23 protein-coding genes are annotated in these 20,607 nt (G+C 64.9%); 11 read left to right on the top strand and 12 right to left on the bottom strand.

The window, feature by feature from the left end; translation table 11 throughout:
* Positions 1-21: 21 nt before the first annotated feature.
* From LZC94_02615 to LZC94_02605, 3 genes are all read right to left on the bottom strand, one after another.
* Positions 22-993 (bottom strand): pyridoxal-phosphate dependent enzyme, encoded by a 972-nt coding sequence (locus tag LZC94_02615; GenBank protein ID WXB16174.1) that lies wholly within the window; start codon positions 991-993, stop codon positions 22-24.
* 49 nt (positions 994-1,042) lie between these two features.
* Positions 1,043-1,678 carry a DUF6151 family protein gene (locus LZC94_02610; protein WXB16173.1) on the bottom strand — a complete coding sequence of 212 codons (636 nt, stop codon included), beginning with the start codon at positions 1,676-1,678 and terminating at the stop codon, positions 1,043-1,045.
* Positions 1,679-1,792: 114 nt separating this feature from the next.
* Positions 1,793-2,152: a hypothetical protein gene (locus LZC94_02605; protein ID WXB16172.1), complete on the bottom strand. Its 360-nt coding sequence runs from the start codon at positions 2,150-2,152 to the stop codon at positions 1,793-1,795.
* A gap of 106 nt (positions 2,153-2,258) precedes the next feature.
* Between LZC94_02605 and LZC94_02600 the strand changes: the two genes are divergently transcribed.
* Both LZC94_02600 and LZC94_02595 read left to right on the top strand, forming a co-directional pair.
* Entirely contained in the window at positions 2,259-2,660 is a 402-nt protein-coding gene (locus LZC94_02600; GenBank protein ID WXB16171.1) for a helix-turn-helix transcriptional regulator, read from the top strand.
* Positions 2,661-2,739: 79 nt separating this feature from the next.
* A complete protein-coding gene (locus tag LZC94_02595; protein WXB16170.1) occupies positions 2,740-3,366 on the top strand; it encodes an NAD(P)H-dependent oxidoreductase in 627 nt (208 codons plus the stop codon).
* A gap of 5 nt (positions 3,367-3,371) precedes the next feature.
* Here LZC94_02595 and LZC94_02590 read toward each other — a convergent pair whose 3' ends face one another.
* Positions 3,372-3,911, bottom strand: a complete 540-nt coding sequence (locus LZC94_02590) for a DUF1269 domain-containing protein (GenBank protein WXB16169.1) — start codon at positions 3,909-3,911, stop codon at positions 3,372-3,374.
* Positions 3,912-4,089: 178 nt separating this feature from the next.
* Here LZC94_02590 and LZC94_02585 point away from each other — a divergent pair, with 178 nt between their 5' ends.
* Positions 4,090-4,398, top strand: a complete 309-nt coding sequence (locus LZC94_02585; protein WXB16168.1) for a hypothetical protein — start codon at positions 4,090-4,092, stop codon at positions 4,396-4,398.
* Positions 4,399-4,455: 57 nt separating this feature from the next.
* Here the strand turns inward: LZC94_02585 and LZC94_02580 are convergent, their stop codons facing one another.
* Both LZC94_02580 and LZC94_02575 read right to left on the bottom strand, forming a co-directional pair.
* Complete coding sequence (locus tag LZC94_02580; protein WXB16167.1) at positions 4,456-4,956, bottom strand: hypothetical protein; 501 nt, start codon at positions 4,954-4,956, stop codon at positions 4,456-4,458.
* A gap of 262 nt (positions 4,957-5,218) precedes the next feature.
* Positions 5,219-6,043: an NAD(P)H-dependent oxidoreductase gene (locus tag LZC94_02575; protein WXB16166.1), complete on the bottom strand. Its 825-nt coding sequence runs from the start codon at positions 6,041-6,043 to the stop codon at positions 5,219-5,221.
* 67 nt (positions 6,044-6,110) lie between these two features.
* Here LZC94_02575 and LZC94_02570 point away from each other — a divergent pair, with 67 nt between their 5' ends.
* Both LZC94_02570 and LZC94_02565 read left to right on the top strand, forming a co-directional pair.
* Positions 6,111-7,046 (top strand): LysR family transcriptional regulator, encoded by a 936-nt coding sequence (locus LZC94_02570; protein WXB16165.1) that lies wholly within the window; start codon positions 6,111-6,113, stop codon positions 7,044-7,046.
* A 275-nt stretch (positions 7,047-7,321) separates the two neighbouring features.
* On the top strand, positions 7,322-9,187 hold the full coding sequence (locus tag LZC94_02565) for a hypothetical protein (GenBank protein WXB16164.1): 1,866 nt from the start codon (positions 7,322-7,324) through the stop codon (positions 9,185-9,187).
* Between the two features lie 56 nt (positions 9,188-9,243).
* On the opposite strand, the gene LZC94_02560 is transcribed toward LZC94_02565, so the two are convergent.
* Together LZC94_02560 and LZC94_02555 are read right to left on the bottom strand one after the other, a co-directional pair.
* Positions 9,244-9,771: a hypothetical protein gene (locus tag LZC94_02560; GenBank protein ID WXB16163.1), complete on the bottom strand. Its 528-nt coding sequence runs from the start codon at positions 9,769-9,771 to the stop codon at positions 9,244-9,246.
* Between the two features lie 864 nt (positions 9,772-10,635).
* Positions 10,636-11,529, bottom strand: coding sequence for an NmrA/HSCARG family protein (locus LZC94_02555; GenBank protein ID WXB16162.1), 894 nt, complete (start codon positions 11,527-11,529; stop codon positions 10,636-10,638).
* A 68-nt stretch (positions 11,530-11,597) separates the two neighbouring features.
* Here LZC94_02555 and LZC94_02550 point away from each other — a divergent pair, with 68 nt between their 5' ends.
* The 6 genes from LZC94_02550 to LZC94_02525 all read left to right on the top strand — a co-directional run bounded on the left by LZC94_02550 (position 11,598) and on the right by LZC94_02525 (position 16,008).
* Positions 11,598-12,221: a TetR/AcrR family transcriptional regulator gene (locus tag LZC94_02550; GenBank protein ID WXB16161.1), complete on the top strand. Its 624-nt coding sequence runs from the start codon at positions 11,598-11,600 to the stop codon at positions 12,219-12,221.
* Positions 12,222-12,515: 294 nt separating this feature from the next.
* Positions 12,516-13,373, top strand: coding sequence for an ABC transporter permease (locus LZC94_02545; protein ID WXB16160.1), 858 nt, complete (start codon positions 12,516-12,518; stop codon positions 13,371-13,373).
* A 13-nt stretch (positions 13,374-13,386) separates the two neighbouring features.
* Positions 13,387-14,427, top strand: coding sequence for an ABC transporter substrate-binding protein (locus LZC94_02540; GenBank protein WXB16159.1), 1,041 nt, complete (start codon positions 13,387-13,389; stop codon positions 14,425-14,427).
* Between the two features lie 125 nt (positions 14,428-14,552).
* Positions 14,553-14,930 (top strand): VOC family protein, encoded by a 378-nt coding sequence (locus LZC94_02535; protein WXB16158.1) that lies wholly within the window; start codon positions 14,553-14,555, stop codon positions 14,928-14,930.
* Positions 14,931-15,189: 259 nt separating this feature from the next.
* Positions 15,190-15,381: a hypothetical protein gene (locus tag LZC94_02530; GenBank protein WXB16157.1), complete on the top strand. Its 192-nt coding sequence runs from the start codon at positions 15,190-15,192 to the stop codon at positions 15,379-15,381.
* Between the two features lie 9 nt (positions 15,382-15,390).
* Positions 15,391-16,008, top strand: a complete 618-nt coding sequence (locus LZC94_02525) for a cysteine hydrolase (GenBank protein ID WXB16156.1) — start codon at positions 15,391-15,393, stop codon at positions 16,006-16,008.
* Positions 16,009-16,026: 18 nt separating this feature from the next.
* Here the strand turns inward: LZC94_02525 and LZC94_02520 are convergent, their stop codons facing one another.
* The 4 genes from LZC94_02520 to LZC94_02505 form a co-directional block, all read right to left on the bottom strand.
* On the bottom strand, positions 16,027-17,031 hold the full coding sequence (locus LZC94_02520) for a matrixin family metalloprotease (GenBank protein ID WXB16155.1): 1,005 nt from the start codon (positions 17,029-17,031) through the stop codon (positions 16,027-16,029).
* A 220-nt stretch (positions 17,032-17,251) separates the two neighbouring features.
* Positions 17,252-17,551 (bottom strand): hypothetical protein, encoded by a 300-nt coding sequence (locus tag LZC94_02515; GenBank protein WXB16154.1) that lies wholly within the window; start codon positions 17,549-17,551, stop codon positions 17,252-17,254.
* Between the two features lie 119 nt (positions 17,552-17,670).
* Entirely contained in the window at positions 17,671-18,165 is a 495-nt protein-coding gene (locus LZC94_02510) for a glutathione peroxidase (GenBank protein WXB16153.1), read from the bottom strand.
* A gap of 121 nt (positions 18,166-18,286) precedes the next feature.
* The gene (locus tag LZC94_02505; GenBank protein ID WXB16152.1) at positions 18,287-20,578 is read right to left on the bottom strand and encodes an excinuclease ABC subunit UvrA; all 2,292 of its coding nucleotides are present in this window, start codon (positions 20,576-20,578) and stop codon (positions 18,287-18,289) included.
* Positions 20,579-20,607 lie beyond the last annotated feature (29 nt).

Genomic DNA, 20,607 nt, shown 5'->3' with positions numbered 1-20,607 from the left:
CGGGCGACTTCGTCGGCCCGCTCACGGCGATTTGCCGAAGCGCTCCACCCACTGACGGACATCGCGAAATGTCGCGTTGCCGCCGCATACGATCAAACCGAGGACGCTATCGCTCCCGGCGCGCGCGATCACCTTTTGCGCGGCCGGAACGAGGCAGCCGGCGGCCGGCTCGACCCATACCTTCGCCTGCTCCGCGAGGGTGAGCATCCCTTCGACGGCCTCCGCGTCGGAGACGACGAAGACATGCTCGACCAGCGCTTTCACGTGCAGGAGGGTGCGCTCGGTCACCGCGGGCGGGCCCAAGGTGGTCGCGATGGACGAGGGCTTGATGCTCACCGGCCGGCCCTCGGCGAGGGCGCGCGACATGGTGTCGGCGCCCTCGGTTTCGACGCCCCAAATTCGCAAATCGGGTCTCAACGCCTTCATGGCGGTGGCGACGCCGGAGATGAGCCCGCCGCCGCCGATGCTGACGACGACGTCCGTGAGCTCGGGCACGTCGCGAAGGAGCTCCAAGCCTGCGGTGCCGTGCCCCGCGATGATCGCGGGATCGTCGTACCCGTGAATGTACGTGAGCCCTGCTTGCCGTTTTTCTTCCGCGATCGCGAACGCCGCCGAGACGTCGGGCGCCACGATCAAGGTGGTCCCCTCGGCCCGAACCAGCTCCTTGGAGCGCGCGGGGGCCGATTCGGGCATCACCACCGTGGCCTCGATACCCATGGCGCGCGCGATGTTCGCGATGGCGATGCCATGATTGCCGCCGCTGACGGTCACCAAGCCTTTCGCGCGCTCCTCGTCCGATAGGGACAGGATTTTGTTGACGATGCCCCGCGGCTTGAAACAGCCCGAGCGCTGGAGATTTTCGAGCTTGAGGGCCGTTCTTCGCCCGAGGTAGGCCGACAAACCCGCGCTCCACACGCTGGGGGTCCGCGCGACGTAAGGGGCGATCGTCTTCTCCGCGGCGAGGATCTGCTCGAGGCTGATTCGAAGGCTCATACGGGTTGGGCGAACGATAGCATGGGGGTCACGGTGCGCGCGGCCGTCGTCAGGCGTGCGAGGCCACCGCGGGGTGCGGACCACAAAGCGGGCGCAGTGCGTCGCGCTCGGCGATGGTGAGCACCTTCGCGGGCCGGAGCGGGGTACGGGTCGCGCGGTCGAAGAACGGGTGCGGCCACGTTTGCCCCCCCAGTCGCCAGCCGATGAGCAACTTGGCGGTGCGCGCGATGAGCCGCACGTTCAACGAGGTGGAGCCAGCGGGCGGGGTGCCGATGGCAAACTTGCCGAGGATGGCGCCGATCGGTTTGCCGACGATGTCATCGGCCGCGGCCGAACCACCCTCGAACGTCTGCGCGACGAGCCCCACGAAGGGGATGGCCGGACCGAGCGTGTTGCCCACCGGCGTTTTGCAGCAGCCCGCGTACCACCGGTAAAGCCCCTTCGCCGTGAGGCGTACGCCCTCGATGCGCTCCGCGCCTCGTTCGAACACGAGCGACGCAGGGGCGACCTGCACGATATCCGTCCCACCCTGCGCATCGAAGAGATCCGCGCGGCCGAGGTAATGAAGGAACGCTTGGCAATCGTCGCAATAACAGACGACGCGATTCACCGTCCTCGGCGCGGCGTTCGCGACGTGCCCTCGAATCTCCCCGCAACGACAGCGTAGCTCGACGTCTCGACTCATTTCTCGGCTCCTCGCGCGCATGGTGCGCCGGAGCGGCTCTCGGTGCAAGACGGCACCTCCGAAGCCCAGGGAAACGCGCGACGCGGAAGGCAACCCCGGCGATGCCGTGGCCCTTTACGGGCCATCCGCCTCGTCGACGGGCAGCTCGCTCGAAGCGCCGACGGAAAAATCGCGCGACATGGCGGTCGCCGTCGCCTCGCGACCGGTCTCCGGCTCGGACGAGCCTTCCGACGAAGCGACGTGCGGCCCCGCGCTGGGTCCAGACGGCGAAGCGGGGAGCGCGAAATCGAAGTTGTGGCAGGAGGCGCAATTGAGGAGCGATGTGCCGGCCGTGAGGCGGACGGAGTCGGCCGACCCCTCCAGCGAGCCCGAATCCGGCTGCGGATCATGCTGAAGACAGCCGGTCGCGAGGGCGCCGGTCATGCTGGTGGCGGCGAAGAGCTGGAATAGGACGAGATAGGAATTTCGTTTCATGAACGGAGCTTGGTACGCCGTTGCCGGCGCAACATTCCCCCGGAGGCGTTCGATTTTAAACGCGAAGGGCACGACATCGGCGGAAGAAGGCGTAAACTGGTCGCCGATGTCCACCCACGACCAGGACCCCACGGAGCGGAGCGAAGAACAGGAGCTCCGCAATTGCCAATCCGTCCGCCAAATTTTGAGCCGCTTCGGCGACAAGTGGACGAGCTCCGTGGTGGGGGTACTGGGGGATAAACGACTGCGCTTCCGAGATATCCATCGCGCGATCGGCACCATTTCGCAGCGCATGCTGGCGGTCACCCTGCGCGGCCTCGAACGCGACGGCTTGGTGGTGCGGACAGCCTACCCCACCGTACCCCCGCGCGTGGAGTACCATCTGTCCGAGCGCGGGCGGGCCCTGATAGGCGTTCTCCGACCGTTCGGGGAATGGGTATCGGCCAATCACGACGCCATCGAAGAGTCGCGAAAGATCTTCGATGGCGACACGGAAGAGCACGAATAGCCCACGCTTACGGGACGGTAAGCAACGTAAGAAAAGGTGCCTTCTTGCCGCGCTCGGGGCCGAATACTACCTCGGTGGCATGTCGACCGAGCACGCCATCGAACCGAGCACGCCATCCAAACCCCATATCGGCATCGTCATCAGCACGACGCGACCGGGGCGCTTCGGGGATATTCCCACGCAATGGATCTTCGACATCGCCCGCAAACGCGACGATGCGCAATTCGAGATCGTCGATCTGCGCGATTACCCGATACCCTTCTTCGAAGAGAAGTCGTCACCCGCTCATATCCCCATCGAGAACGCCGTCGCCAAGCGTTGGGCCGAGCGGATGGCCAGCTTCGACGGCTACATCTTCGTCACCGCCGAGTACAACCACGGCCCCCCTGCCGTGCTGAAAAACGCCTTGGATCACCTGGGCCTGGAGGCGAGCCGCAAGCCCGCGACCTTCGTCGGCTACGGCGGCGTCGGCGGCGCGCGGGCGGTGGAGCACTTGCGGCATGTCCTGGCGGAGATGCACGTCGCGTCGCTCAAACACACCATCCATATCTGCGCGATGGAAATGCTGGGAATACTTCGCGAAGGAAAGTCGATGGCCGATTTTCCTTTTTTGAATCAAGGCACCAAACCGATGCTCGACGACCTGGTCTGGTGGGCCAATACGCTCAAAGCCGGGCGTGAAGCTCCCGAGAGCGCACGCCCGTAAACCGATCACCCTTGCGAGCCTTCGCTCGGCTCCTTCGGCCGGAGCGCATTGCGGACGGCTTGCGTCACCTCGGGGGGCAAGGTCGCCTCGAGCAGGGACGCGCCGCTGAAGCGGGAGAGCTCGGAGACGAGCGCCGCCTCGCGAACATGGCTCACGAGCAACGCCAGCGCCGTATTTCCAGGGTTCACGCTCGCGCGCAGCTCGTGCACCTTCGCGTTGGGGATACCGTAATCGGAGAGCTGCGCAGCCAGCGCGCCGACCCCCGCGCTGAAGGCCCCGCCGAGCACGGTCCCGACCGGCCCGCCGAGCAAGGTGCCGATCAGCGCGCCCCACACGCTGCTGCGAAGGGCCGCGTCGCCCGGGGTCTCGTCGACGGTCTCCTGCACGTGCACCGTTCCGTCTGCATGCTTCTCGACGAAAACGGCGTCGTGCAACACGATTGCGCCTTCCGTCTGCAGGCGGGTGGCCGCCAAGAGGGCCTCCTGTGCTTTCAGCGTGGAGTCGAACGAAAGAACGATGAGGGTGCGCGGGTCGGGTGAGCTCATACCGGGAAGATTCACCATGTCGGCGCGCGTGCGCAAGGGCGTTATGCCGGCGCGCGTACGCCAGGCGTGGGTCGAAGGCTGAGGTTGGAAGCGATGTCGGTCACGGCGCCCGAATGGTGTAAGGTCGTGGACCGCCACGAGGCGAACCAAACCGAACATCATTTTCCAAAGGTCCACCATGAACCTCGCCCTACGGTATGCACGCGCTCTGGTTGCAACGTCCATTTGCTTCGGCATGGGCTGTAGTGGGAATAACGCGCCGCCCGAGAGCGCTGCCAATCCTCCCGAGAAGGTCACCGCCGACGATCCCAACGCACCCGCGGTGCGCCCCAAGATGACCGCCGACGAATGCAAAGCAAAAGGCACCCTGGTCGGCGACATCGGAGATGGCGCCACGCAACGCGCGAGCTACCGCTGCCCCGACGGCAAGGCGCCGATTGGGAATATCCCATCGGGCATCGAGGGCTCGGTCTGCTGCCCGCGCTGAGCCGGGTGCGTCGCGTGCGGGCCTCTCCGACTCTCCGAGGCTCGAAAATCGAGATGCTCACGGATCGGGTGGCGCACCGGTGGAGGACTTGCTCACCGTCGACTCGCCCGCGCCCGCCGACCATTCCTTGATCTCCTCGTGCACCTCGAGAATTCGAAATTGGGTGTCGGTGATGGTGACGGGCGACGACGCACTCACCGACATTTTATGCTCGGTGCTCGAGCAATTCACGGCGAATGTCGCGCGCCCGGGCTCGACCCGCACCGTCCCCGTCCAAACGATTTGGTACCTCTCGACGGAGGCGGGATTGTCGGTGGGCTCCGGGTTGGGGAGCTGCCACGTGCCATGAATGGGCTTGCCGCCCGATCCCGGCGCAACGCGTGGAATGCTGGCAATTTGCCCGCCCACGTTCAAAGTGAGGGTGTCACCCGAAACGGTGTAGTCGATGGCGGGGCCGGCCACCGTTCGAACGCCGCACCTCATCGTGAGGGGCTCATCCGCGCCGCTCTTCTTGTCGTCATCCCCGCAACCGGGAAAGACGGAAAGAGAAGCGAGCATGGGAAAGACGAAAAGAGGATGTCGTTCCATGATAGGCGCCTTTCGTTCGTTTCGATTCGCGCGTGCGATGTGCGAGCCGACCTCGCAGGCCGCGTGCAGACGCGGTGCCAGCCGTACGCGTGTCCATGGACCTTTGCCGCGCGCGTGAATGCAGGGCATTTTCAGCGGCGATGGTTCGAAGCCAAAGCACTCTCGGACATCGCGCACAAGAGCCCATCCGCGTAATCCGCCAACCTCGGTGCGTAACGTATCGCCGTTCCCGTCAGCCTTCCGCGGCCCCCGTCACGCGCGCTTCCGCCTTCTCCGCGATGTGGGCCAACAATCCCGTCTGGTCGACGGCGATGTGATTCGCGAGCACGTGCTGGTCCGGATAGTCTCCATCGTTTTGACGCCGGAACGGGATGGGCGCATCGTCGAAGAGGTTCTCGAGGCGGGAGCGCCAAATGGCTTTCGCGGCCTCCACGCCGGCCTCCGTGATGCGTCCGCTCCCATAAACGGCGTGGGAGGGCAGCACGTCCATGCCGGGAAAGAAGAGCGTGCCGTGGGTGATGGGAAACAGGAGCTGCTCGAGCGGCCCGTTGATGCCGCGCGGCGAATAGTCCTCCGCCGGCCCCCCGACGATGGCGGACAGCATGGCGCGCTTGCCCTTGAAGGCGCCCTCGCCGTAGCGGTAATGGTTTCCTTTTCCCTTGTAGCCATAAGCCAACCCGTACGCGAACACCCGATCCACCCAACCTTTGAGGATGGCGGGCATGCTGAACCACCAAAGCGGAAACTGCAGGATCACGGCGTCGGCCGCCAGGAGCTTCGCCTGCTCCGCTTCCACGTCCGCCGTTTGCCGGCCCGTCGAATAGGCATGCCCCGACTCCGCGATGAACGACAACCGCTCGGTATCGGCGCGGGCCGGGAAGTCGTGCTCGTCGAACACGGCCTTCCATTTCATGCCGTAGAGATCCGACAAGGCCACCGTGTGCCCTTGCTCCTGCAAGGTTTGCACGCTCACATCGACGAGCGCACGGGTGAGCGACGTGGGCTCGGGGTGCGCGTAGACGATCAGCACGTTCTTCTTCACAGCGTCGTTCTTCATGAGCAAGAGTCTGGGCCCGACCGCGCTATAAGTGGAATCGTATGAGTTCTTGAGTACTATCCACCCCATGGATACCAAGCACCTCGATCTGAACCTCCTCGTCACCCTCGAGGCACTGCTGGTGGAGCAGAACGTCACCAAGGCGGCCGCCCGCCTGCATCTGAGCCAACCTGCGGTGAGCGCCCAGTTGAATCGCCTGCGGGAGGTCTTCGACGATCCGCTGCTCATTCCGGCGCACCGCGGGATGACCCCCACGGCCAAGGCGCTCGAGCTGCTCGATCCCTTGCGCCAGGCGCTGGATCGCGTCCGGGCGCTGGTGACGGACCACGGGAACTTCGACCCCGCCAAGGCCAAATTAACGGTCGCCATCGCGTGCACCGACTACCTGCAGGCGACCGTGGTCATGCCGCTGGTCAAGGAGCTCCGCAAGAAGGCGCCCGGCGTGCGCGTCGCCGTGCGCTACCTCGATCTGCTGCAATTGGAGGCACAAATGGCGCGGGGCGACGTCGATCTGGCCTTCATGCGGCCACAAATTGCCCCGCCCAGCCTTCGCAACCGTCACCTGTTCGACGAACGCTATGTCCTCATCGGCCGTCGAAACCATCCCCGGCTGCGCGACGGGCTCACGGTGGAGGAGTTCGTTCGATTGGAGCACGTGATCGTCTCGCCACTCGGCGGCGGCTTCGTCACCCCCGTCGACGAAGCCTTGGCGGCCCTCGGATACAGCCGCACGGTGGTGCTCTCCGCCGCTTCCTTTCTCTTCGTCCCCGAGATCGTCGCCCAATCGGACTTCGTGGCCCTGATCCCCGAACGGCTGGTGCGCGACCGCGCGGACAAGCTGAAATTGGTCGACTTCTCCATGATCGCCGAAGGGTTTGCCGTGAGCATGTTGTGGCACGAGCGCAGCCACGGACACGCGGGCCACCGCTGGATCCGCGAGACCATCGCCGCGCTCGTCGGCATTCGCCCCCCCGCGCGCAAAGGTCGCCCGGCGGGGCGATAGCTCACCGCGCCGCCACGCGCGAGGCATTGCCGTCGCCAGGCTCGCTTCGTTCCTGCCGGACGGGGGTGCACGAAGCTCGTCGGCGACCTACGCGTGAATTCTCATGCGAATCGGACATTCGAAACGGAATGAGACGAGGGCCCATCGCACGAGCAAGGCAGATCGCTCGGCGCATCCTTCGATTCGGATAAGATGCGCGAACGAGCCCCTTGTACGTCATTTTCACATCATCGAGCTTAGCGTGGTCCGGGGATGATCGGCGCGAGGGGGATGCGATGCGAGCGGTACGGATTTCATTGTTTGCGGCGTTCGCCCTGGTGAGCGGTGGACCTGCGTGCGGACCAGGCGCCGAGGTGGATCTCACCATCAACGCGCAGCCGCCATTGCTCGTGCCCGGGGAAACCGGTGTGCTCACCTTGCGCGTCGGCAATCGCGGCCGCGATGCTGCGCAGGGCGCGGAGGTCACGGTGGTAACGCCGTTCTTCGTCAATTTTGCTCGACCCGTACCCGCGGAGTGCGAGCTGCGATACGAGAACCTCGATCCATTCCTCCCGGAAGTGCTGATTTGTCACGTGGACGGCACCATCGCGCCGAGCACGGAGCGGGAGCTTTCGGTTCCGGTGGCGTTGGTTCCGGGCGGGCCACGAGGTCGCAATTACGGCAGCGCCATGGTGCTCCCGGCGGCCGGCTCGCGCGACCGTGAAATGGCGCTGGCGGACAATTTGACCGCGGCATCCGTCGTTCGACTGCGCCAGGTGGGGGAGCCACCTCCGGCTGGCAACACCGTGGGAATCTATTTGGCAAGCAACGAAGTTCCGATCAGCTTGGGCAGCCGGACCACCGCGACATTGACCATTGGCAATGCCGGGCCGAACGCGACGAGCGTACCGACCCGGGTGATCTACCGCACCCCCTTCTTCACCAACATCGACGCCGACGTTCCGCTGCCGCCGGGTTGCCAAATGCGGCTGACCGATACGGCGCCCAACGTTCCCGAGATCGTCGAATGCGGTGTCGCCGCGGGTTTGAAGCCCGGCGAGGAGCGAGAATTGGGGATCCCGCTGACATTGGTGGCGGGCGGCCCGACGGGGATGCAGCTCGGATTTGGTTTGGCCGCGGGGACCGGCGGGGGCCCGGACGTCGACCCCATCGGGGTGGACAACGCCCACCCCATTCACGTGTTGATGCTGACGGGCCCCCGCGCAGAATCCCTCGGGCCCGACACACCAAAGACCGCATTGGCCGGCCAGCCGGCTCGATTGGGCACACCATCGCCGCCGCCGCCGGCAGACGCGGTCGATTTGGCCGTGGTCACGGACAACGTGGCCGCGACGCCCGGCACGAACATCATCTCCACCTTCCGCGTGACCAACCGCGGCAACCTCACCACCCAATCGCCGGCGCGCCTGGTGGTGGTTCCACCATTTTACTTCAACGTGGATCGCGCGCGACTGCCCGCGGGGTGCAAGGTGGTGGTGAGCAATCCGCAGGCGAATATTCCCGAGGTTGCAGAGTGCATCATTCCTGCGGGCATGGCGCCCGGCGAACAGAGGTCCGTCGATCTACCCCTCGACGTGCTGCCCGGCGGCCCCATCGGGTTCATGACCGGCACCATGTTCGTCGACCCAGGCGAAAACGACGTCGAGGGGTACATAGCCGACAACATCTCCATATTCGGACTTCACCGCTCCGCCGTAAAGAGCCCGCCGCCGCGCGAAGGCGTGGATCTATGGGTCAGCACCGATCAACCTGCACTCTCGGTGAACGCGCCGCGCACGGTCACCGTGCGCTATGGCAACGTGGGCCGGCGAGCCACCCAGGGCCCCAGCGAATTGGTGTACGTCACTCCATTCTATGTCAACGTGGACCGCTCGGCCCCCTTGCCGGCCGGCTGCCGCGTCCAAGAGCCCCATCCCGATCCGCTTATCCCCGAGATCGTTCTTTGTTCGATTCCGCCGGGCCTCGAGCCGGGCTGGGAGCGGCAGCTCACCCTCCCCATCGAGCTGGAACCCGGGGGACCGGCGGGGATGCTCGTCGGCAATGTCAGCCTCGAACCGAGCGCCGGAGGCGATGCCGCCGACACCGAAGTGAACTTCAACGACAATCTGCATCACGCAACGGTGATTGCCGTTCGAAATTGAGCGAAGCGCGGACGATTCCGTTTTCACGAGAGGGTCGCACGGCGCATCGATTTCGCTCATCGAGGAGGCCGCATCCAACCAAATAAAAGACTCGCATACATGCCGCGCAAAACGTCGCCCTCGCGAAGAGGGTACCGATGCCTCTCACTTGGCGCGTTGGGATGCGGCAGAGGTATGGCGCCCCTCATGACCGTGAGCGCCTCGAACGAATGAATCCCATCCTGCAGGGGCGCGTCGTCCGCAAACTCACGGGGCAGTAAAATACTCAGGTTCGTCGAGGCGGCGTCGTAGACCTCGGCCTGGCCGGGTTGGCACTCGATGACCCATTGTGCGCTCTCGACCGCGTAAGGCCTCGGCCATGATTCGGTCAGCCCCAGCCGATCGCTCATGCGACCCACGAGATTTTTTCCTTCGGATAGCGGCAGAACGAGATCTCCGTCCGCGCGAAGAAGGGTCACGAGAAACGCGATGGCAAGCCGGCCATCCGTACGCGCTATCACGTGAAGCCGCGGCGCAGGATCGTCACCGCGCACCGCCGAACGCGCGTTCTCGAGCATCGTCGCCCTTTCGGTACGCGTCATCATGGTCCAAGGCACTCCATCGTATGCGCACGCACATCCGCTAAGAACGGAATTCTACTCATCGAGCAGGCCGTGTTGCAACGTAGATACGAGGCTGCGCCATGGTGTCTTCCTGAAATCGATAGAAATAGAGCCTACAATGATCCGCGGAGAGCCAGCCGGGGGCCTCGCTCACGACATCGCTCAACTCGGCTACGCGTCTTGCTGGACCAAAATCGTCGCTCGTACGAGCCCGTGTCGCCGTCCAGATGTCGGTATCACTAGCTGTATTCACGAAACGGATCGCCAATCCCATCGCGATGAGCGACCGCGAGCCTGTGCGGGTCGACACCTGCGGCTCGAGCGGGTTGTGCAATCGCGAAATACATCGTCCGTTCGTCGCGAGATAGGTACAACCCATCTTTCCAGCCGGGGAAATTTTCGATTATTTTGGGAGGTGAAGCAAAGCGTGCATTCGGATCGCACCCCGTGGCAGCGTCCGCGTCGCCGGGAGGGGTGTCGGGCGGACGCTTGAGGGTTGGAGATCCATTGTCGAGCAATAGGTTGCAACCGGCAAAGCCCGCTCCGCCGATGCCGATGCTGACGCGGACGCTGAGAAGGAGACATCCAAGCAAGGAGCGTTGGCGCGCGTGAGCTCCCCTTACGCAAGGAAGCTTCATGGCAGCCACGCTCTCTCCTGCATCCGTCCTCTCCCGTGTCCGTCATCGTCAGCTCATCTCATGCCAAATGAGGCTTCGATGTACTCATACGCGAAGACGGCGGCGATCGAATAGGAGTCGTCGCTATTTCTCTCGTCAGTGCAGGTTGCACATCAGAACGGAAAGGCGAATCTGAGCCGCGCGCGAATGAGCAAGGCTCGCGTGGGATTCACACCGTGAAGAGCGCGCGAATCGCCTCCGCGCCGCCCTGCGCGAGCCATGTCGAGACGGTGCGCAAGCCCGGGTGAATGCGGCGCAACGCGGGGATGTCGGCTCGTCCAAAGACCTTTTCGCGGTCGACGACGTCGACGAGGCGGCCGAACAGCGGATTTTGTGCGAGCATTTCGGGTGGGAAGCGGGCGTACGAGACGGATTCGTGGGTCGCGCGGCTGATTTGGGCCGCCAGCTCATTGCCGGTGAGCTCGTCCCCCGCGAGCTCGATGGTCGCGCCGAGGTGGGCCTCCGGGTTCGAGAATACGTGAGCGACCAGCGGGCCGATGTCTTCGGGGACGATGAACTGCATCGCCCGATCGGGCTGCTGGAAGAACACGAGCTCGCGCCGCGACAGGCCGAACACCGGCCAGAGGAGCAGGTCCGTGAACGCGGCGGGGCGCACGATGGTGGCGCGAAGACCGCTGGCGCGCACGTGCTCTTCGATCCTCCACTTGCTCTCGAAGTGACCGACCCCGGTTCCCGGCCGCAGCCCGGCTGCCGACGTGTACACGAAGTGCGCGACACCGGCGCTCTTCGCCGCGTCGGCCACGCTCACCCCGAGGCGGAGCTCGTCCTCGTCGGAGACGCCGTACTGCGGTTGTCCGGAGCTCGGCTGGATGCTGAAGACGCCGAACGCACCGCCCATGGCGCGATCGAGCGAGCTGCGATCGTCGAGATCGCCCTGCGCGAGCTCCACCCCGAGCTGGGCGAGCGCCTGCGCCTGCGGGCTCTGCGGATCGCGGACGAACGCGCGGACGCGCCACCCGTCTCTCCGCAGCGCGCGCGCCGTGGCGCCGCCTTGCTGACCCGTCGCTCCCAGCACCAGCACGAACTCGTTCTTCGCGGCCATCGTAATCTACCTTTCGCCGAAACGGAGAGTTGCTCCGGTTAAATACGGAGCTATCCTCCGTTTTGCAAGTGCGAACGAATCCTTCCACCGTCCCTCCCGAGCGCGGGCTGCGCGCAGACGCCAAGCGCAATCGGGACAAATTGCTGGCGGCGGCCGAAGCCGTGTTCACGGAGCACGGGGCGGAGGCCTCCCTCGACGACGTCGCCAAGCGCGCGGGGGTTGGCATCGGGACCCTCTACCGGCACTTTCCCACGCGTGAAGCGCTGCTCGCCGCGGCGTGCGACGAGCGGCTGCTCGCCCTCGCTGAAAGGAGCCGCGACCATCGCGCGTCTTCGCGCACCGCCGCGCTTCGTTCGTTCCTCGAAGAGCTCGTGCGCCACGCGAGCGTCTACCGGGGGCTGGCCGCGTCGCTGGGGGTGGTGCTCCAGAGCGGCTCGCCGGGCTGTCACGCGGCGACCGAAGAAGGGCAGAGGCTCCTCGCGCTCGCGCAGCGCTCGGGTGAAGTCCGCCGCGACGTCGACTTCGACGACGTGGTGTGCATGGCCACGGCCGTCTCCCTGGCCGCCACGCAGCACGCGGGCGATGCGCGCCGCGTTCACCGTCTCGTCACCCTGTTCGTCGATGGACTGTCGCTGCGGAGGGAGCCGCGTGCCGCCGGCACCAAACGGACCACCCCCCGCCGCGCGCGATGACGAATGCCGCATGCGCGCGGCCTCGAGGGCGTAAACGAACAGCGCGTCGATCGCCGGCGTGGCGACCGCAGCTCATGATTTCACACGCGAAGCGCCGGCCGCCCGCGAGGACGCCGGTGCGTTCCGTCCGCGAAACGAGGGGCAAAAATTTCATCCGCCGCGCGATCCGTGGACGCCTTGACCCCCGGCAGCTTCCGTTATAAGAGACATTTTGTCTAGTTTAATGGATATGGAGCGCGAGCAGCGGATGGTCGCATGCGGCGAGCCCGCGCCCTTGCTTCGGGAGAAAACGCGATGAGCGCCCGCGTCGTCGACGAAGAAACGGCAGATTTGCAGCTGGACGTGGCCCGGCGCCGGCTCGCCACCCAGGTGGCCGTGGGCAACTTCGGGCTTCGAGCGGGTGCGGTCTCGATCCTGCTGGCGCTCTGGTGGGCGATCGCGGCCGCAAAGATCTTCGACCCCGTGTTCGTGCCCTCGCCCGGCGCGGTGTGGGACAGGCTCATCGAAACGTCGACGGTGCACGATGGCCAGCGCGGGGTGAGCGGCTATTTGCTGTACGAGCATCTCCTTACGAGCTTGCGCCGCATCTTGATCGGAAGTGTGCTCGGGGTGGCCGGTGGCCTCGTGCTCGGCCTGCTCATCGGCCTGGTGCCGGTGATCCGCACCTTGATCGCGCCGCTGATCACGTTCGTGCGCACCCTGCCGCCGTTGGCCTATTTCAGCCTCCTCATCATTTGGTTCGGCATCGACGAGCTGTCGAAGATTTGGCTGCTGCTCATCGCCGCGCTGCCCCCGGTGGCCGTGGCCACGGCCGACGCCGTATCGGGTGTGCACCAGGATTACGTGAACGCGGCGCGGACCTTGGGGGCGAATCGGTGGCAGGTGGCGCTGCGCATCGTGCTGCCATCTGCGCTTCCGGAGATCATGACCGGCGTCCGGATCGCGGTCGGAGTCGTCTACACCACGGTCGTCGCGGCCGAAACGGTCAATGGAGTGCCCGGCGTGGGCGGCATGATCCGCGATGCCCAGCGCTACAACCAGACGGACATCGTCGTTCTCGGCCTGCTGATCATCGGAGCCTCCGGCCTGATCCTCGACGGCCTCCTGCACTATGCCGAACGCCGGCTCGCGCCCTGGCGTGGGAAAACCTGAAAGGACTCATCGCATGAAGATCCCTACGCTCCTGATCACCGTCCTCGCGGCGCTGAGCCTCGGGCTCGCAGGTTGCTCCTCCAGCACCGCCCGCGACACGGACAAGGCCAACCCCGACGGTAGCCCCAAGACGCTGCGAATTGGGTACCAATTGATTCCCAATGGCGACTTGATCGTCAAAGACCAGAAATGGCTGGAGCAGGCGCTGCCCCACACCACCATCACCTGGAGCAAGTTCGATTCGGGCGGCGACGTGAACACCGCGATGATCGCCGGCAGCATCGACATCGGCCTGGCGGGCTCGAGCCCGGTCACCAAAGGTCTGACCGCGCCGCTGAACATCAAATACAAAGTCGTTTGGATCTTCGATGTCATCGGCGACAACGAGGCCCTCGTCGCCCGCGGTGCCGGCTCGGTGAAGGATCTCAAGGGCAAGAAGATCGCCACCCCCTTCTCCTCGACCTCGCACTACAGCCTGCTCGCGGCGCTGCAGGAGGCCGGGCTCACCGAGTCCGACGTCAAGCTCCTCGACATGGAGCCACCGGACATTCAAGCCGCGTGGACCCGCCAGGACATCGACGCCGCCTATGTGTGGACGCCGCACCTCGCGCAGCTGCAGAAAGACGGAAAGACCTTGGTCACCAGCGGCGAGCTGGCCAAGCGCGGCAAGCTCACCGCCGATCTCGCGGTGGTCCGAAACGCCTTCGCCGACAAGTACCCCAAGGCCGTGCAGGCGTGGTTGACCCAAGAAGATCGCGCGGTGAAGCTCGTACGCCAGGACAAAACCGCCGCGGCGGCCGCCGTCGCGCGGCAGCTCAATCTCGTCCCCGCCGAGGCGTCCCGTCAAATCGATCAGCTGATTTTGCTCGACGCCAAAGAGCAGGCCGGCCCCGACTACCTGGGCACCCCCAAAAAGCCGGGCGCGTTCGCGCAAAACCTCCTCAGCGCCGCCGAATTCCTCAAGGCCCAAGGTAAAATCCAGGGCATCCCTCCGCTCTCGACCTTCCAACAGAACTTAGGCGCCAAGGAGCTCGCCGATACCTTCGGCCCGTAACGCCTCGGCGGTGGGGCGGGACGCGCCACCCATGGCGTGAGGCTCGCGCGCCGCAGCCACTCCGCGCTACGGTTGCGGGCCTCACCATTTGCCCGCCGGCGTCATGAAACGCCATGGAGACTCCCATGCACCGTAGTCGCTTATCGACCCTCGTTCTCGATTGCCATGTCGACGACATCGATGCGGCCTCCCGCTTCTGGAGCCAAGCCTTGGGTCGCGCCGTCCAGCCCATCCGAAGCAACAGCGGAGACTTTCGCGACCTTGCCCCGATCCCCGGCGAGCCCACCATCGTGCTCCAGAAGGTCGAGCACGAGAGCCGAATTCATCTCGATATCGAGACCGATGATCTCGAGGCCGAGGTGACGCGCTTGGAGAGCCTCGGAGCCAAGCGAATCTCGTTCATCAAGCGATGGTGGGTCATGGAGGCGCCCACGGGCCAGCGCTTCTGTGTGGTGAATCGAGAGCGCGGGCCGCTCCTCGAGCGCGCCAACACCTGGACGTGATCGCCGCCGCTCGCGCACCCGCCGAGCTTGCGTCCCCTTCGAAGCGCTTCGCCGTGTGGAGAATGGTCACGGATGCGGCGCCTTTGCCCATGGCGTGGCCATAGGCCGGCCTCCATGGCGCCACCGCGAAGGCGCCAGCGCGAACCGTTTCTCGAGCGGCACGTCCGTTGCAGTCCGCGTTGCAATCCGGCCATGGTGCCGTGGCATCAGAGGCATCCCTCGCGATTCCATACATGCTTGCAATGCACGACAGGTGACTATGAAACGTTCGATTTGGCTGACGATTTCGATGCTCTTTCTTTTCGCCCTCCTCGCCGCGTGCCATGACCGAAAACCGGCGGAAGGTCCGGCCGAGAGGGCGGGCAAGAAGGTGGACAATGCGGCGCAAGAGACGAAGGGAGCCGCAAAAGACGTGAAGGACGATATCAAGAAACGTACGGACGACAAATAACGACCTTACATGGCGATACCGAAGTCTTCCCGTCGAAAGCCGTCCAAGGTGGCGCTTCTCTTGATCGACGTCATCAACGCTCTGGACTTCGAAGGTTCGGAGAGCTTGCTGGCGGCGGCGACCCAGGCCGCGCCCAACATCGAGCAACTCGCGCGGCGGGCGCGGAAGGCAAAGGTGCCCGTTATTTACGTGAACGACAACTTCGGTCAATGGCGATCGAGCTTCGAGGCAACGATCGAAGCGTGCACCAGGCCGTCGAAGCCGGGTCGCCATGTGACCTTCCGGCTTCGGCCTCGGCGCGGCGATTACTTCGTCCTCAAGCCGAGGCACTCGGGGTTCTTTTCGACGCCGCTGCGGCTCTTGCTCGACCATCTTCGCGTGAGCACCTTGATCCTCACGGGGTTCGCCACGAACCTCTGCGTGGTGTTTACCGCGAACGACGCGCACATGTTGGGTTATCACCTCCATGTGCCGGACGATTGCACGGCATCGAACTCACCCCGGCTCACCGCCCGCGCGCTGGAGCACGTGCGCGATGGACTGGGCGCGGATACCACCCCTTCCGAAGAGCTCGACCTCCTCACCTTGGGTCATCCTCGCAAGCGACGACGCGCGCAAGGCATCTGATCGGCCCGCGCGCGCAACCTAGGATCGACGTCGCGGAGCGCGCGCGGCGCGCAAACTTCGGACGCGCCGCAGGACGGCGAAGCTCAAGGCGGTGAGCGCCATGGCCAAATACGAAGTCGTCCCGGACGACGGTGATGACGAGGAGCTCCGCGGGGACGCCGCACAGCCGCCGCCTTCGATCGACGCGCCCATCTGATCGCATGCGCCCGTGTATCCGTTCCGGGGCCGCTCATCGCAGGCCTCCGCGCGCACCCGGCCGTCGCCCGTGGAGCGGGTTTGGTTGGGGTTGTATACGTTGCAAATGCCCGAGGAGTCGTCGGGCGACAGATCGCGCATGCTGACGCCGCGGTAGGATGCATACATCGTGGCGTCGGCGGACACCGAGTGCGCAAATCCTAGGAAATGCCCCGCCTCGTGGGTGGCGATGGCCAAGAGATCGAGCGCCTCGGCGGGCGGGGAATCGCTGACCGAGAGCGGGCGCGGTTGGGACGCATTGATCTCCATATCGGCGCCCAAAATCTCCCCGCTGCCCGTATCGTACTGCACCGTCGTCAGCCCGAGCGTGTTGGTCGGATCGAGGTGATCCCATCCCGTGTCGCGAAACACGATGACGTTCTGGTTGGGTCCCTCGTCGTTGTATTGGACCTTGCCGCACTCGACGGGCCCCAGGTACTTCACGTCGAGGCTCACCCGTCCCACCGGGACCCCATCGAGCGAGCACGTGGTCGCCGTCCATGTGGCAAACGCGCGCGTAAATACCCGTTGTGCGTCGCTCAACGAGACCTCGCGGCTCGCGTTCTTTTGCAGGCTGAACCCGATGCAGGCGTTCTTCCAGTAGAGCGGCTTGCCGTAGGGACAGCACGCATTGCGTGCTTGCTCGTCCCACCCCGTGCAGCGATTCGTGTCGGATGGATCGTTGGGCTCTCGCCCGGTGGTCCTTCGGCAGAAGCCGTACGTGCTCGGCGCGGCGCTCATGGTCGCGCCGAGCACTGCCAATAGAAGCAACGTCCTTTCGAGCTTCATGCCGTGGGACGAACCATACCCGCGATGGTGGCGCTACGCGGACCGGTCGTTGGATGAGCCGTGTGCATTTGCCTCCGCCTCCTCACGGTAGGATGCGTGAGCCGCGCCCTGCGGTGCATGCCGGCGCGCGCGGCCGATGGCGGACGCTCAGGTAAGCCGCAACGCCGGCGTCTTCATCACGCGAACCATCCCAGCGGCCTTACGGTGGCCTGCACGATCGTCATATTGGCTTGACGTCGGACGACTTGACCCATTTTTCCACGAAGCTGACTTTTACGAGCTTGTACTGCACTTTCTTCCCACACCCGCGCGCTTCGACCTCGCGAAAGTCACCATGGGATACCGCGACGAACTCCAGCGGCTTGACCGTGCAGGCCAAATCCGACGAGGCCACCGGCTCCACGTCGGGCCGTTGCTTATCGAACCAGGCGCTCGAACCGACGATCATGCTCGCGCAGCCCATGGCAAAGGTCGAAGCCATCGCGATGGCGGCGAGCGAAAACAAAGAAAGACGAGACATGCAAACCTCCTCGGAGCGGAGTTGGGGTGCAACTGCAATGAACCATGGACGAACCCCTCCAGCTGCAATTCATCCGATCGCTCATTTGTGTGGGGCACGCTCCGAGGAGGTGGGCAGGATTACGCTCGAAGAGCCTCCTCGATGGCCGCCGTCACCTCCGGCGCCAGAGGATCCGTTTTGTGCAAGAACCGCCCGACGACCTCGCCGTTTTTTCCGATCAGGAACTTGTTGAAGTTCCATGGAACGGCCCCGCCGAAGTTGGGATTCGTCTCGGGGTTTTGGAGCCAATCGTAAAGCGGCGCCACCTCGCTGCCCTTGAGCGCCACCTTCGCGAACATGTCGAAGGTCACGCCGAAGCGGGTGGTGCAAAACTGCTGGATGGCGTCATTGGTACCCGGCTCCTGCCCTCCGAAGTCGTTGGACGGAAATCCGAGCACGCGCAGGCCCTGGGACCGGTACTTCTCCTGGAGCGCCTCCAGCCCCTCGTACTGCGGTGTGTACCCGCACTCCGAGGCCACATTGACGATCAGGAGAACATTCCCGCGGTAGTCGCCCAGGGGTTTCGGTTTGCCGTCGATGGTCTGAACCGTAAAGTCGTGAACGCTCTTTGACATGGGACCCTCTCGCGGCGGCATGTTAACGCAACCCAACGCAACGAGGTCACTTCTCGGAGTGGAACCTTGGCGCGCTTGGCCGGCCCGCGGCCCCGCATCGCAGGGCCGGTCGCGGCGAAGGTCACGGGTGAAGTTGGCGCGCCCCGTCGAACGGGGTCGCGCTCAGGTACATCTTCAAATGACGACCGGTGGCGGAGTCGCGATCGGCCACCAACTCGGCCGGGGTCCCCTCGAAGATCACGCGCCCGCCGTCGTGCCCCGCGCCTGGCCCCATGTCGATGATCCAATCGGCGCGGCGAATCACGTCCAGGTTGTGCTCGATCACGATGACCGTGCTCCCCTGCTCGACCAGCCGATCGAGCAGCTTCACCAGCCGATCGACGTCGGACATGTGGAGGCCCGTGGTGGGCTCGTCGAAGACGTAAATGGGCCCCGCGTTCTCCAACTCGGTGGCGAGCTTGAGGCGCTGCCGCTCCCCGCCGGAGAGCGTATCGAGCGACTGCCCGAGGGTCAGATAACCCAGCCCGACGTCGGCGAGGCGCTGGAGCGCCGATTGGATACCGTCTTCCACGAAGAACTCCAGGGCATCGGCCACCGTCGACGCGAGCACCTCGTGAATGTTCTTGCCGCGCACCGTATAACGGAGCACCCGCTCGGTGAAACGCCGGCCCTGGCAAGCTTCGCAGCGGCTGACGATGGGATCCATGAAGGCCAAATCCATGTACGTCGTGCCCAGCCCGCGGCACTCGGGGCATGCGCCGCTCGAGTTGGAGCTGAAGAGCGACGCGCTGACCCCGTTCGCGCGCGCGAACGATTCGCGAATGGCGTCCAGAATACCAATGTACGTAGCCGGATTGGAGCGTTTGGATCCGCGCAGCGGGCTCTGGTCGATGGATACCGTCTCCGGATACGTCTTTCGAAGCACGCCGTGAATGAGCGAGCTCTTTCCGGAGCCCGCCACCCCCGTGACCACCGTCAGCACGCCCTTGGGGATCTCCACGCTCACGTCCCTCAAGTTGTGCAGCGAAGCGCGGCGCACGGCCAGCCAACCTCGGGCGCTCCGCGTCTTCGCCTTCAGCTCCGAGCGGCGGCGAAGGTACTTCCCCGTTCGCGTTTTGGAGCGGATCAAGCCCGCGCGATCGCCCTGATACACGACCTCCCCGCCCTCACGGCCCGCGCCCGGCCCCATGTCGACGACGTGATCGGCGATGGCCAAGACATCGGGATCGTGCTCGACGATGAGGACGGTGTTCCCTTTGTCGCGGAGCACCTTCATCAGCTCGTTCAATTGGTGCACGTCCCGCGGGTGCAGCCCGGTGCTCGGCTCGTCGAACACATAGGTCAAATCCGTCAGGCTGGAGCCGAGGTGACGAACCATCTTGACCCTCTGCGATTCACCCCCCGACAAGGTCGACGTCTCCCGATCCAAGCTCAGGTAGCCCAGCCCGATGGCCGTCAGCTGCTCCAGCCTCTCCACGATGGCATCGCGCACCGGCGGGGCCGCGCGCGCGTCGATGGCGCGCATCACCCCGGCGAGCTCGCGCACCTCGAGCGCGGCACAATCGGCGATGTTCCTTCCCTCGATTTTGCAGCCCAGCACCTTCGAATTCAGCCTCCTGCCCTTGCACTTCGGGCACGGGCCGCGCGTCACGACGCGCTCGAAGGCCTCTTTGTGGCGGCCCTCCACCTCCTTGGACTTCTTCGTCAGAAAGCTCCGCTGGAAACGGGGAACGACGCCCTCGTACTTCGAGCTCGGAGGCCAACCGGGCAGAGGGTTCACCACCGGCTTGTCGTCCTCGTAGAGCAACGTACGCCACTCGTCTTCCGTGTAGTCTGCGAGCTTCTTGTCGTTGTCGAAGAACCCGGATCGCACATAGCGCGTCCAGCGCCAGCCGCCGACCTCGAACGAGGGGAACCGAATGGCGCCTTCGTTGAGCGACTTGGTGCGATCGATGAGCGCGTCGAGGTCGATGGTCGACACCGTGCCCAACCCTTCGCACTCGGGGCACATTCCCGCGGGGTTGTTGAAGGAGAAGACGTCCGAGTATCCGACGAAGGGCGCTCCAATCCGCGAATACAAAAGGCGGAGCAAGGAATGAATGTCGGTGACGGTCCCCACCGTGGAGCGCGCGGTGCCGCCGAGGCGCTTTTGGTCGACCACGATGGCGGCCGACAGGTTCTGCAGCGAATCGGCCTCCGGCTGGCCGTGGTGCGGGAGCCGGTGGCGTATGAAGCTCGAGAACGTCTCGTTCAGCTGGCGCTGCGATTCGGCCGCGATCGTATCGAACACGAGCGACGACTTTCCCGAGCCCGAGACCCCGGTGAACACCGTAATGCGCTTCTTGGGAATGCAGAGGTCGACGCTCTTGAGGTTGTTCTCCCGCGCCCCGACCACCCGTATGAAATCACCCATGCTCGGACCATAGTGTGCATTTAGGTCAG

This window comes from Sorangiineae bacterium MSr11954 (assembly GCA_037157815.1).
GTDB lineage: Bacteria > Myxococcota_A > Polyangia > Polyangiales > Polyangiaceae > Pendulispora > Pendulispora albinea.
This window is presented reverse-complemented; position numbering and strand designations above follow the sequence as displayed.